This window comes from Blastococcus sp. TBT05-19, from assembly GCF_003319095.1.
GTDB lineage: Bacteria > Actinomycetota > Actinomycetes > Mycobacteriales > Geodermatophilaceae > Blastococcus.
Map to the genome: position 1 here is coordinate 231,021 of NZ_QOHI01000004.1, position 12,222 is coordinate 243,242.

Below are 12,222 nucleotides of genomic sequence, written 5' to 3' on the forward strand. Positions count from 1 at the left end.
CGCGGGATCACTCGAAGGACTCGACCGTGTCGTAGCCCTTGCCGTTGTACTTCTGGACGACCACGGTCGAGACCGCGGGCTGGCCGGCCTCGGTGGTGCTCACCGAGGTGTCGGGCAGCATGAGCGGCGCCTCGAAGCCCTCGATGCCGCGCAGCGCCTCCATGAAGCTGTCCCGCGTCGGCTCCTCCATCTCCATGAAGGCCTGCTCGAGGGTCGCGCCGACCATCCAGCTCCACTGGCAGTGCGGGAACGCCGGCGGCTCCGGGTAGTTGCCGTACTCCTTGAGCGCGGAGAGGTAGGTCTGCACGTCCTCGTCCTGGGCGAACGCCGGGCTGGCCGGCGCCTTCGCGAAGGACACCGAGTAGACGCCCGGGAAGGCCGCGGCACCACCGGGCTGCAGGATCGCCCCCGGGCTCGACGTGTTCGACGGCAGGAACCAGTTCGGCTTCCAGTTCAGCTGCTGCGCCTTCTGCAGGGCCGAGATCGTCAGCGGGGTCACCGACATCGCGTTGAAGATGACGTCGGCGCCGCTGTTGGCGAGCTCGGTGATCTGCGCGTCGACCGACGTGTCGGTCGCCTCGTAGGTGAGCTCCTGGACGATCTCGATGTTGTCCGCGCCCTCGACGGCCGACTTGAAGCCCTCGACGTACCCCTCGCCGAAGTCGTCGTTCTGCGACAGGATCGCGACCTTGTGGTCGGCGCTGGAGCCGGCCAGCAGCTCGCCGAAGGCCTCGCCCTCGTTCTGGTAGATCGGCACGAAGCCGAGCTGCCAGGGGCTCTCCTCGGTGTCGCTGAAGATCGGGTCGCCGGTCATGATCAGCGCCTGCGGGACCTCGTCGGCGATCGCCGCCTCCCGCCAGGCGCGGTTGGTCGGCGTGCCGAGCCCCGCGGTCATCGCGAAGACATCGCCCTTGAGCGAGTCGTAGTTCGCCGCCGCCTGCTGCGGGTCGTAGGTGTCGTCCAGCGCCTCGATCTCGACGGTGCGGGTCTTCCCGTCGCCGAACTCGATGCCGCCCTCGGCGTTCTTCATGCCGAAGTACGCGGTGACGCCGGCGACCGTGCAGGTGCCCGGCCCGGCGGTGGCACCGCTGAGCGGGGTGGTGATGCCGAGCGTGACCGAGTCGTCGGTGATGCCGGGGCTGGGCGCTCCCTCGGCGGCGTCGCCGCTGCGCCCGCTGTCCGCGCCACCGCCGCACGCGGTGAGCGTCAGCGCGAGCGCCGACACCGCGGCGATGCCGGCCGCCTTGCGCGATCCGAAGTGCCTGTTCATGCGGAACCTTGCCTCTCTGTCTCGGTTGGCTCCGCCGCGGTGCCCGACCCGGTGGTCGATGACGGAGTGGTCGGTGGTGCGGCGGAGCCGCGCCCGGCGGGAGAGCGCCGCAGCCCGCGCATCACGGCGCGGGGCAGCGACACGAGGCCGCCGGGGAGGACGAACAGCACGGCGAGGAGCAGCGCGCCCTGGAGCAGCGCCGTCAGGCTCGGGTCGATGGCGTTCGTGAGGTCGGGGACGACCACGTAGAACACGCCGCCGAGGATCGAGCCCACGATGCTGCCGGCGCCGCCGATCACCATCGCGACGAGCAGCTCGATCGAGTGCCCGAAGCTCATGGTCTCCGGCGACGTGTACTGGACGACGACCATGTACAGGAACCCGCTCACGCCGCCGATGAGCGACGCGATGGTGAAGGCGAGCACCTTGTAGCGGTAGGGCGAGATGCCCATGGACGACGCCACGTTCTCGTTGCCCTTGACGATCGCGAAGGCCCGGCCGTACTTGCCGCGGACGAGGAAGTACGTCAGCAGGAACACGATCCCGCCGATGACCAGCACGAGGTAGAGCTGCCACTGGTCGTCGTAGAGCCCGCTGCCCTCCGGCGCCTCGACGAAGCGTGCGGACATCCCCTGCGAGCCGCCGGTGAACTCGCTCAACCGCTTCGCCAGCGGCACACCGACGATGGGCAGCGCGATGGTGACCATCGCGATCGCGAGCCCACCCAGGCGTGCGGCGGCCAGCGCCACGAGCAGTCCCGCGACGGCGGGGATCAGGCAGGTGAGCACGAAGACCAGGACGATGTTCCAGCCGCTCTGCACGCCGTACGCGGTGACGTAGGCGCCGAGGCCGAGGAAGAAGATCTGGCCGAGCGAGACCTGCCCGGTGTAGCCCATCACCACGTTGAGGCCGAGCACCGCGACGGCGAAGACGCCGATGCGGGCGAGCGTGTCGTTGGCGGACTCCGTCCCGATCAGGGGCAGGACGGCGAGCCCGACCACCAGCAGCAGCGGAGCCCCCCAGCGCACCCACGGGCTCTGCCGGAACGACGAGGCCGGCGACGGGGTGGCCGACGGCGGCGGGGCGGTCGTCGTCGGGGCGGACGTCTTCGAGGAGGAGGCCATCACACACGCACCACGGTCTTCCGGCCGAACAGGCCCTGGGGTCGGACGATGAGGACGACGAAGATCAGGATGAACGGCACCGCGACCTTCAGGTCGAAGCCGATGAACCCGACGTAGACGGCGGCCAGGTTCTCCAGGACGCCGATCAGCCACGCCGCGATGACGACGCCGACCGGGCTGGTCAGCCCGCCGAGGATGACGGCGGCCAGCGCGTACACGAGGGCGTTGTCGAGCATGCCCGGCGTCAGGGTGAGCTGCGGGGCGACGAGCGCTCCGGCGACGGCCCCGAGCACCGCCGCGATGCCCCAGCCGACCATGAGCAGCCGTTCGACGGGGAGCCCGGAGTACGCGGCCGACTGCGGGTTGATCGCGACGGCGCGCAGCGCCAGGCCGAGCTTCGTGCCGACGAAGAGCGCCTGGGTCGCGACCATCGCCACGACGATCACGAGCGTGGTCCCGATCGAGCGGATGCTGACCGAGACGCCCAGGACCGACACGGTGTCCAGCGGGAAGAGCGAGGGGAACTGCTGGTTGTTGTAGCCCCACAGCCACCCGGCGATGCCGGTGACCAGGGTCAGCAGACCGACCGTGACGACGACGGCCGTGTCGGGGTCGCCGCGCTCGAACCGCCGCATGAGGAACCGCTCGATGACCGCGCCGAGCACGAAGGAGAAGAGGATCGAGGCCACGATGGCGAGCACGAGCGGCACGCCCTGGTTGGTGAGCACCCAGGCGACGTACGCGGCCAGGACGGCCATGCCGCCCTGCGCGAAGTTGATCAGGCCGGTCGCCGAGTGGACGAGCACGATCGCGAGGGCGAGCGCCGCGTAGACCGAGCCGGTGGACAGTCCGTCGACGACGAGTTGGACGAATTTCTCCATGTCAGCCTCCCAGGTATGCGCGACGGATCTCGTCCATGCCCTTGAGCTCGGCGGACGTGCCGGTGAGCACGCTCCGCCCGGTCTCCAGGACGGTCGCGTCGTCGACGACGGTGAAGGCGAGATTGGCGTTCTGCTCGACCACGACCATGGCGATGCCGGACTCCAGGCGCAGCCGCCGGATCGCGTCGTAGACGTTCTTCGCGGTGCTCGGCGCCAGGCCGAGCGAGGCCTCGTCCAGGAGCAGCATCCGCGGCTTGCTCATGATCGCCCGGGCCACCGCGAGCATCTGCTGCTCCCCGCCGGACAGGGCCGAGGCGTTCGACCTGATCCGGTCCTGCAGGTTCGGGAACAGGTCCAGGCAGTACTCGATGTCCTGGTCGATCCCCTTGCGGTCCTTGCGCAGGTACGCGCCGACCCGCAGGTTCTCGCGGACGGTGAGGTCACCGAACGAACCGCGGCCCTCGGGGACGTGCGCGATGCCGAGCGCGGCGACCTGGTCGGGCCGCAGGCCGCCGATCTCCTTGCCGTCGAAGACGATCCGGCCACCGGTGCGGACGGCGCCGGAGATGGCGCGGAGGGTGGTCGTCTTGCCGGCGCCGTTGGCGCCGAGGATGCCGAAGGCCCCGTTCTCCGGAACGCGCAGCGAGACGCCGTCCAGCACCTGCACGGGACCGTAGGACGCGGTGACGTCCTCGAGCTCAAGCAGCGTCATCCGCCGCGTCCTTTCCGATGTAGGCCTCGATGACCCGGGGGTCGGACTGCGCCTCGGCGGCCGTCCCCTCCATGAGCTTGGCGCCGTGGTCGAGCACGACGACGCGGTCGGTGAGGGCGGCGATGAGCCCCATGTGGTGCTCGACGATGACCACGGTGATGTCGTCCTCGGCGCGCAGCCGCCGCACGGTCGCGATGAGCGTCTCGACCTCGCTGTGCGGGAGGCCGGCCGCGGGCTCGTCGAGCAGGAGCAGCTTCGGCTTCATGAGCAGCGCGCGGCAGAGCTCGACGCCCTTGTGCAGGCCGTGCGACAGCTCGTCGGCCGGCAGGTGCGCCGCCCAGCCGAGGCCGTTGCGCTCCAGGAGGTCGAGCGCCTCGGCGCGCAGCTCCTTCTCCGCACGCCGGGTGCGCGGCAGCCGCAGCGCCCACTCCAGCGCTCCACCGGGCAGGCGCGAGTGCGCGCCCAGCAGCACGTTCTCGAGCACCGTCGCGTGCAGCTGCAGCGCGGGGTGCTGGAACGTGCGCGCCAGGCCGTGCGAGGCCAGCGTCGCCGGACGGTGCCCCTGCACCTCGGTGCCGTCGATCCGCACCGAGCCCGCGGTGGGCTTGTAGTGCCCGCTGATGCAGTTGAACAGCGAGGTCTTCCCCGCCCCGTTGGGCCCGACGAGACCGAAGATCTGCCCGGGCTCGACGGTGAAGGTCACCTCCTGCAGGACCTTGATGCCGCCGAACTGCAGGCTCACGTCCTGCAGGGTCAGCTCAGCCGCCATTGACCGTGTCTCCCGTCGGGTGGGTTCGGTTCGGTGCCGTTCGGTGGTGCGCGTCACAGGCCCGCTCGCGGTCGGAACCTACGGATCGCCGGTGAGATTGACAACAATCTTGCCGGGAAAGTTGTCGAGCTGTCATCGAGGAGGCCGTGCCCCGGGTCGGATCCTGGCCTGTCACGACGGCTGGATCCGCTCGCCGCGCGGGAGCACCGCCGCGCCGACCGCGACCAGCGCGGCGAAGCACCCGAGCAGCCCCGCCCGGGCCACCACCCCGGCGGCGACGGCGCTCCCGACCGCGACCACCAGCGGCGGGCCGAGCAGCTGCCCGAGGGCCGACCCCTGGGTCAGCAGGCCGATGGCCGCGCCGGCCGACCGGGTGCCCCCGGAGACCGCCGCCAGGGCGGCGAAGAGGCTGGCGGGGACGAGGCCCCCCGTGAGCGAGAAGACGATCGCCGCGGCGACGCGCAGCGCCGCTGGGTGCGCCGGGTCGAGCACGATCCAGGCGGTGCCGACCATGCCGGCGCAGCCCGCGGGGACCACCCACCGCAGCGGTGCCCCCCGGTGCAGCAGGTACGCGCCGAGGAAGTTGCCGGGCGCGCTGACCAGGAAGGTGATCGCGCCCAGCACCCCCGCCGCGGCGACGGACATCCCCTCGTCGGACACCAGGGAGGCCGGCAGCAGGCCGACCACGGCCAGGAACTGCGCGGAGTACAGGCCGAAGGCGACGGTGATGATCAGGACCGAGCGCGACCGGAGGGCCCCCAGCAGCCCCGCCGCCGTCGCCCTCCCCCGCTGCCCCGCCGACGGCACCCACCGCAGCAGGAGGACGAGGACGACCGCGGCGAGCACCGCGTCGGCGACCGAGGTCCCCCGCCATCCCACCCACCCGATCGCGGGCGGCACGAGCAGCGCGGCCAGGCCCGAGCCCACCGGCAGGTAGGCCCCCCACGCGCCGGAGACGAGCCGGCGGTGCGCCGGCGCGGACACCTCGGCGAGCAGGGGTGGCGCCGCGAGGATGACCATCACGAGGCCGAGCCCCTCCCCCACCCGCGCGATCAGCAGCCCGGCGAGGGAGTCGACCGCCGCGCCGCCCAGGTCGGCGAGCACGATCGCCAGCAGGCCGATCCGGATCTGCCGGCCGAACCCCAGGGTCTGCCCCAGCCACCCGAGCAGGGCGCCGCAGGCCGCGCCCAGGGCGCTGACCGTCGAGAGGTACCAGGCGGCGGCGGTCGAGCTCAGCCCGAACTCGTCCTGCAGGACCGGCAGCGCGGCCGCGGCGCCGCCGATCTGCGCGGCGGCGACCACCCCGGCGCCCATCAGGACGGCGACGGCGCTCCAGGAGGTCGGGCCGGGCTCCGTCGCCAGGGGCGGGCCGGTGCGGCCGGCACTCGTCGCGGGGCCCCCGTCGCTGGCCCCTCCCCTGGTCGGCACGCGGCCACTGTGGCCGATCGCGACGCCGCCGTCGCGCAACCGCCGGAGTAATACGTCAAATGACCGATCGGGCCGGTCATCCGACGCACGCGGGGCGGCCACAACGGCCGCCCGGGAAGGGCGGATGGCTGTGTGCCCGACCACACCGGCGGCTCTACGCTGCAGACGACCGGGTGGGCCCCGACGCTCCGGGCGGGTCGCCGTCGCGAGCCGACCTCCGGCCGACAGACCCTGGACCGGCCCCGCCGGCCCGCAGAAGTGAACCCCGACGAATGGACGGACATGACCGCGAAGAACCTGCAGGAGCTGCTCGACCAGAAGGGCGACACCGTCGGCCTGCTGCGCAACGCCCAGCTGGGCACCTACATCTACCCGGTCGTGCCGTCGGAGTTCACGAACTTCCGGCGGGAGCAGAAGGCCTGGCAGCAGACCGCCGTCCTCTTCGACCAGTCGCACCACATGTTCAACCTGTTCATGAAGGGCCCGGACGCCCTCAAGCTGATCTCGGACACCGGCATCAACAGCGTGGCCACGTTCCCGGTGAACATGGCCAAGCAGTTCGTCCCGGTGACCCCGGCCGGCAACGTGATCGGTGACGGCATCCTCTTCCACCTCGACGAGGACGAGTACGTCTACGTCGGCCGCGCGCCCGGTGCCAGCTGGCTGCAGTTCCAGGGCGAGACCGGCGGCTACGACGTCGAGATCCGCAACGACCCCCGCTCGCCGTCGCGGCCCTACGGCAAGGCCGTCACCCGCGACGTGTGGCGCTTCCAGATCCAGGGCCCGAACGCCTGGCCGATCATCGAGAAGCTCAACGGCGGCACGGTCGAGCAGCTCAAGTTCTTCCGCATGGGCGAGATGACGATCGCCGGCGAGAAGGTGCGCACCCTGCGCCACGGCATGGCGGGTGCGCCCGGCCTGGAGATCTGGGGCCCGTACGAGAGCTACGACCGGATCCGCGACGCCATCCTCGAGGCCGGTCGCGAGTTCGGCCTGGAGCCGGTCGGCTCCCGCGCCTACTCGACCAACACCCTCGAGTCGGGCTGGATCCCCTCGCCGCTGCCGGCCATCTACACCGGTGAGGAGCTGCGCCCCTACCGCGAGTGGCTCGGCGTCGACAGCTACGAGGCCACCAACGCCATCGCGGGCAGCTTCGTCTCCGACGACATCGAGGACTACTACACCAACCCGTGGGAGCTCGGGTACGGCTCCTTCGTGAAGTTCGACCACGACTTCATCGGCCGCGACGCCCTCGAGGCGCTCGACAAGGACGCCCAGCGCCGCAAGGTCACCCTGGAGTGGAACTCCGACGACCTGGCCACGCTCCTGGCCTCCCCGGTCCAGGGCGCCAAGTACCAGTTCTTCGACCTGCCGAACGCCAACTACGGGTCGTCGAACTTCGACCGGGTCATCGACGCCGACGGCACCGACCTCGGCGTCTCCATGTTCACCGGCATCTCGGCCAACGAGCAGAAGGGCCTGTCGCTGGCGACCATCAGCCCCGACGTGCCGCACGGCGCCGAGGTGAAGGTCGTCTGGGGCGAGCCCGGCGGCGGCAGCGAGAAGACCACCGTCGAGCCGCACGAGCAGTTCGAGGTGCGCGCCATCGTCAGCCCGGTCCCCTACGCCAAGATGGCGCGGGAGACCTACCAGGGCGGCTGGCGCACCGAGGGCAAGGCCTGACCGCACGACCCCGGGGCCGGGTCGCGACCGCAGGACGTCCTGCGGTCGCGGCCCGGCCCTCGTCGTCCCGGGACCAGCTCGCCGCCCCCGACCGGGGGATGCCCGCTCCCGGCGGGGCCGGTAGCCGAGGGGCGTGGGTCACAATGGCCGCGCCGGTGCCCGGCGGGGAGAGAGGGACGACCATGCAGCTCGACGTGCGTTCCGGAGCCACCCCGACCCCGGCCGGCGCCTTCCCCGTCGACGTGTTCCGGCACGCGCCGGAGGGGCTGGCGGTCATCGACGCCGACGCCCGGTTCCTGGAGGCCAACCCCGCCGCCCGCGCGCTGTGCGGGCTGCCCGACGGCGCGGTGACCGGTCTGCCCTCCCCCTTCCCCGCCCCGGACCCCGCGGCGCCGCCGGGGGCCGGCAGCGCCGCGGAGGCCACCGTCGAGTGGCGCACCGGGCCGGGTGGGCGGCGGGAGTTCGCCTACCTCGTCGACCGGGTCCCGGACCGGGAGCAGTGGGTGGTGTCCTTCCGCGACGTGACCGTGAGCCGGCAGCAGCAGCGGCGGCTGGCCGCGATCGCCACGGCGGCGTCCAGCGTGGCCACCAAGCGCTCGCTCGTCGGCACCCTCGAGGCCCTGGCCCGCGAGGTGGCGCGCACCGACTCCCTCGCCGGCGTCCAGGTGCTCACCGTGAACTCCACCGGCGACCGGCTGCACGTCATGGGTGCGGCCGGGTTCGTCCGCACCCCGGACTTCTTCGACAAGCTGGTGGCGTGCCGCGCCCGGGGCGCCCGGCTGGTCATGCTGGACGCGCTGCAGAGCCGCACCCCCCTCGTGCTCGCCGACCGGTACGACGCGGTCATGCAGGACCCGGCCTGGGAGCCCCTGCACGAGATGATGGGCACCCCGAAGTGGGACTGGTTCGCCAGCGTCCCGCTCTTGGCGCGCGGCGAGCCCGTCGGCATCCTCAACGCCTTCTTCGCGCCGGGCCAGACCGTGGGCGACGCCGAGCTGGAGTTCCTGCTCGCCATGGCCGAGCAGGCCGCGATGGCCGTCGACCACGCCGCCCTGCTGGAGCGGGAGCGGGACGTCGCCAGCCGCGAGGAGCGCCAGCGGCTCGCGCGCGACCTGCACGACTCCGTCGTCCAGCAGGTCTTCTCGATGATGATGCAGGCGCGCTCGCTCGGGGTGCTCGTGGAGCGGGGCCTGCCGCCCACGCCGGAGAAGGTCGCCCAGGTGGCCGACGACCTGAGCACCAGCGCCGAGGACGTCCTCGCCGACCTGCGCGGCATGGTCGTCGAGCTCCGCCCCGCCACGGGTACCGCGCGCGGGCTGGACTCGGCCCTGCGCAGCCTGGTCGACACCACCGGGGCCCGCACCGGCCTGGACACGACCCTGGAGGTGGACGACCCCGCCGGCGAGCTGACCCGGCTCGACCCCGACCTGCTCGAGGACGTCTACCGGATCATCGCCGAGGCGGTGCACAACAGCGTGAAGCACGCCTCGGCCTCGACCATGCGGGTCGCGGTGTCGGTGGCCCCCCACGGCAGCCGCCGGCGGCTGGTCGCCGAGGTCACCGACGACGGCTGCGGCCTCGGCGACGGCGACCGGGCGGCCGGGACCACCTCGCCGGGCGGCTTCGGCATGACCGCCATGCAGGAGCGCGCGGCCCGCTGGGGCGGCGTCGTGCGGGTGCGCAGCCTCTCCCCCTCCGGCACGCGGGTGCACCTCACCCTGCCGCTGCTGCCCTCCCTGCCCACGACCACGAACGACGACGAGGAGCCCGCCCCATGACCGGTCCGCACCCGATCCGGGTCCTGGTCGTCGACGACCACGCGGTCGTGCGCCGCGGGGTCGTGGCCTACCTGGAGGCGCTCGAGGACGTCGAGGTGGCCGGCGAGGCGGGGAACGGGCAGGAGGCCCTGGACTTCCTGGCGCGGGCGTCCTCGCTCGGCGAGCAGCCGCACGCCGTGCTCATGGACCTGCAGATGCCGGTGATGGACGGCGTGACGGCGACGCCGGAGATCGTGCGCCGGTTCCCCGAGGTGCGGGTCGTGATCCTCACCAGCTTCGGCGAGGTGGAGCGGGTGCACGCCGCGCTCGAGCGCGGCGCGTCGGGCTACCTGCTCAAGGACGCCGGACCGGCCGAGGTGCACGCCGCGCTGCGCGCCGCCGTGCGCGACGAGGTGTTCCTCGACGCCGCGGTGACCCGCCGGCTCACCCAGGAGATCCGGGCGCCGCGGACCGGGCTCGGGGTGCTCACGGCCCGGGAGAAGGAGGTCCTGGTGCTGATCGCGGAGGGCCGGTCCAACAAGGACATCGCCCGGCACCTGGTGATCAGCGAGCGGACCGCGCGCACCCACGTCAGCCACCTGCTCACCAAGATGAACCTCACCTCCCGCACCCAGGCGGCGCTGCTCGCGGTCAAGGAGGGGCTCGTCCAGCCGCGGTGACGTGCGTCGGATGTCGCGCCCCGGTGACGACGTCCGACGCACCGCGCGCCGGTCAACCGCGTGATCCGCGGGTGCTGCGGCGCTCCTAGCGTTCCGGTCAGGAGCGCCGCCACTCCCCGGGCCGCGCCTCCTCGCGACGGGAGGGACGACGTGACCACCCCGGACCCGATCGAGGACACCGCCGGCCTCTCGGTGGTCTGCGAGACCGCGGGCACGCGGCTCGTGGTCCCGCCGGGGACCTCGATCCTCGACGCGGCCCGGCAGGCGGGCCTGGACGTGACCGCCCCGTGCGCGGACGCCCTCTGCGGCGCGTGCGAGACGTGGGTGCTGGAGGGCCGGCCCGACCACCGGGACGCGCTGCTCAGCGCCGAGGAGCAGGCCCGGGGCGAGACGATGCTGATCTGCGTCTCCCGGGGCAGGACGCCGCTGGTGCTCGACCTGTGAGCCGGCCGGCAGGAGACGACGACGGAGGAGAGCGCCCGTGAGCAGCAGCAGCACGCCGGTGGACGGGTTCCGCCTGACCTACGACCGCGCCGGCGAGGGCCCGCCGGTGGTGCTCCTGCACGGCTGGCCCGGTGACCGGACCGACTACCGGCTGGTCGTGCCGCTGCTGACCAGCGCGGCGGACGTCGTCGTCCCGGACCTGCGCGGCTTCGGCGACTCCGACCGGCACGAGGTCGACCCCGAGGAGGGGTACACCGCCGACGCGCAGGCCCGCAGCGTGGCCGGGCTGCTCGAGGAGCTCGATCTCGGCCCGGTCGTCCTGGCCGGGTACGACATCGGCAGCCGCATCGCGCAGACCGTGGCCCGGCTGGTCCCCGAGCGGGTCCGGGCGCTCGTCGTCGCCCCACCCCTGCCCGGTGCCGGACGGCGGCTGCTGGACCCGGACGTGGTGACCGAGTTCTGGTACCAGAACCTGCACCGCACCGGGCTGCCCGCACAGCTCCTCGACGGGAACCGCGACGCCGTCCGCAGCTACCTCGAGCACTTCTGGACCCACTGGTCCGGGCCCGCGTTCACCCCGGCCCCTGCCGACCTCGACCGGCTGGCCGACCGCTACGCCCGGCCCGGGGCCTTTCTCGCGTCGATCGGCTGGTACCGGGTGGGTCCGGGCATCCTGGTCCGCGGTCTCGCCGAGCAGGCACCCGACCCCGCCGGCCGCCTCGCGACCCCCACCCGCGTCCTGTGGCCGGCGCACGACCCGCTGTTCCCCGCGGCCTGGGCCGACCGGCTGGAGGAGTTCTTCAGCGACGTGACCGTGACGCCCGTGCCGGACGCCGGGCACTTCCTCCCGCTCGAGGCGCCGGAGGTGCTCGCCGGGGCGATCCGGGCGGCGCTGGCCTGATCCGATCGCGCCTCCGGAGAGGGTGGGACGCACAGGTGTGCCCGAGACTGTCGGGGTGCAGCGACCGCCGTTTCCCTTCACTCCCAGGTCTACGGCGCACGTCCGGTCCGGGGACTTCTGGGGCATCCCACTTCGGCGAGGCGGCTGGTACGCCTGTGGGCGGGTGCTCCGGGTCTGGGAATCCCGTGTCCTCTGCACCATCGGGCTGATCGACTGGTGCGAGGCCGTCCCTCCCACGGCGGGCGACATCGCAGGGGCGCGGGTTCTCGAGCACGGCAAGGCGCACATCAAGACGGTCGCCCACACCGGCGGGACGCTGCTCGGCCACCGACCTCTCGAGGATGACGGGGGCTGGTCGGCGCTGGTCGGGATACCGGACAGGGGCCCCAGTCTCGACGAGCCGGTGTGGGGCTACGGCATGGTCGCGGACCGAGCGCACTCGTACTTCGGACGGCACTTTCCCGAGCGGCCCAGCCCAGCGGTCGAACGACCCGCACCGCTACAGAACGAGTGGCGCGGCTTCTGAGCCGGATCGAGCCGCGGCTACCGGACTGCGCCAGTTCGCCGCCACCG

Annotated in this window: 12 protein-coding genes; 6 read left to right on the forward strand and 6 right to left on the reverse strand. The window is 72.8% G+C overall.

What is annotated here, in order from left to right; translation table 11 throughout:
• Nucleotides 1-7: 7 nt before the first annotated feature.
• The 6 genes from DQ244_RS12500 to DQ244_RS12525 all read right to left on the reverse strand — a co-directional run bounded on the left by DQ244_RS12500 (nt 8) and on the right by DQ244_RS12525 (nt 6,184).
• The gene (locus DQ244_RS12500; RefSeq protein WP_113811810.1) at nt 8-1,270 is read right to left on the reverse strand and encodes an ABC transporter substrate-binding protein; all 1,263 of its coding nucleotides are present in this window, start codon (nt 1,268-1,270) and stop codon (nt 8-10) included.
• Entirely contained in the window at nt 1,267-2,394 is a 1,128-nt protein-coding gene (locus DQ244_RS12505; protein WP_113812024.1) for a branched-chain amino acid ABC transporter permease, read from the reverse strand. Before DQ244_RS12505 ends, DQ244_RS12500 begins: the two co-directional genes overlap by 4 nt.
• Nucleotides 2,394-3,275 (reverse strand): branched-chain amino acid ABC transporter permease, encoded by an 882-nt coding sequence (locus DQ244_RS12510; protein ID WP_113811811.1) that lies wholly within the window; start codon nt 3,273-3,275, stop codon nt 2,394-2,396. The genes DQ244_RS12505 and DQ244_RS12510 overlap by 1 nt, the downstream gene beginning before the upstream one ends.
• A 1-nt stretch (nt 3,276) precedes the next feature.
• On the reverse strand, nt 3,277-3,987 hold the full coding sequence (locus DQ244_RS12515; protein WP_113811812.1) for an ABC transporter ATP-binding protein: 711 nt from the start codon (nt 3,985-3,987) through the stop codon (nt 3,277-3,279).
• Nucleotides 3,974-4,729, reverse strand: a complete 756-nt coding sequence (locus DQ244_RS12520) for an ABC transporter ATP-binding protein (RefSeq protein ID WP_199580370.1) — start codon at nt 4,727-4,729, stop codon at nt 3,974-3,976. Before DQ244_RS12520 ends, DQ244_RS12515 begins: the two co-directional genes overlap by 14 nt.
• 198 nt (nt 4,730-4,927) lie before the next feature.
• Nucleotides 4,928-6,184 (reverse strand): CynX/NimT family MFS transporter, encoded by a 1,257-nt coding sequence (locus DQ244_RS12525; RefSeq protein ID WP_147251520.1) that lies wholly within the window; start codon nt 6,182-6,184, stop codon nt 4,928-4,930.
• A gap of 282 nt (nt 6,185-6,466) precedes the next feature.
• Between DQ244_RS12525 and DQ244_RS12530 the strand changes: the two genes are divergently transcribed.
• The 6 genes from DQ244_RS12530 (at nt 6,467) to DQ244_RS12555 (ending at nt 12,175) form a co-directional block, all read left to right on the forward strand.
• The gene (locus tag DQ244_RS12530; RefSeq protein ID WP_113811815.1) at nt 6,467-7,867 is read left to right on the forward strand and encodes an aminomethyltransferase family protein; all 1,401 of its coding nucleotides are present in this window, start codon (nt 6,467-6,469) and stop codon (nt 7,865-7,867) included.
• 194 nt (nt 7,868-8,061) lie between these two features.
• The gene (locus DQ244_RS12535; RefSeq protein ID WP_233491355.1) at nt 8,062-9,645 is read left to right on the forward strand and encodes a histidine kinase; all 1,584 of its coding nucleotides are present in this window, start codon (nt 8,062-8,064) and stop codon (nt 9,643-9,645) included.
• The gene (locus tag DQ244_RS12540) at nt 9,642-10,304 is read left to right on the forward strand and encodes a response regulator transcription factor (protein WP_113811817.1); all 663 of its coding nucleotides are present in this window, start codon (nt 9,642-9,644) and stop codon (nt 10,302-10,304) included. Before DQ244_RS12535 ends, DQ244_RS12540 begins: the two co-directional genes overlap by 4 nt.
• Nucleotides 10,305-10,454: 150 nt before the next feature.
• A complete protein-coding gene (locus DQ244_RS12545; RefSeq protein WP_233491356.1) occupies nt 10,455-10,748 on the forward strand; it encodes a 2Fe-2S iron-sulfur cluster binding domain-containing protein in 294 nt (97 codons plus the stop codon).
• 37 nt (nt 10,749-10,785) lie between these two features.
• A complete protein-coding gene (locus tag DQ244_RS12550) occupies nt 10,786-11,649 on the forward strand; it encodes an alpha/beta fold hydrolase (RefSeq protein ID WP_113811819.1) in 864 nt (287 codons plus the stop codon).
• A gap of 55 nt (nt 11,650-11,704) precedes the next feature.
• Nucleotides 11,705-12,175, forward strand: coding sequence for a hypothetical protein (locus DQ244_RS12555; protein WP_158544557.1), 471 nt, complete (start codon nt 11,705-11,707; stop codon nt 12,173-12,175).
• Nucleotides 12,176-12,222 lie beyond the last annotated feature (47 nt).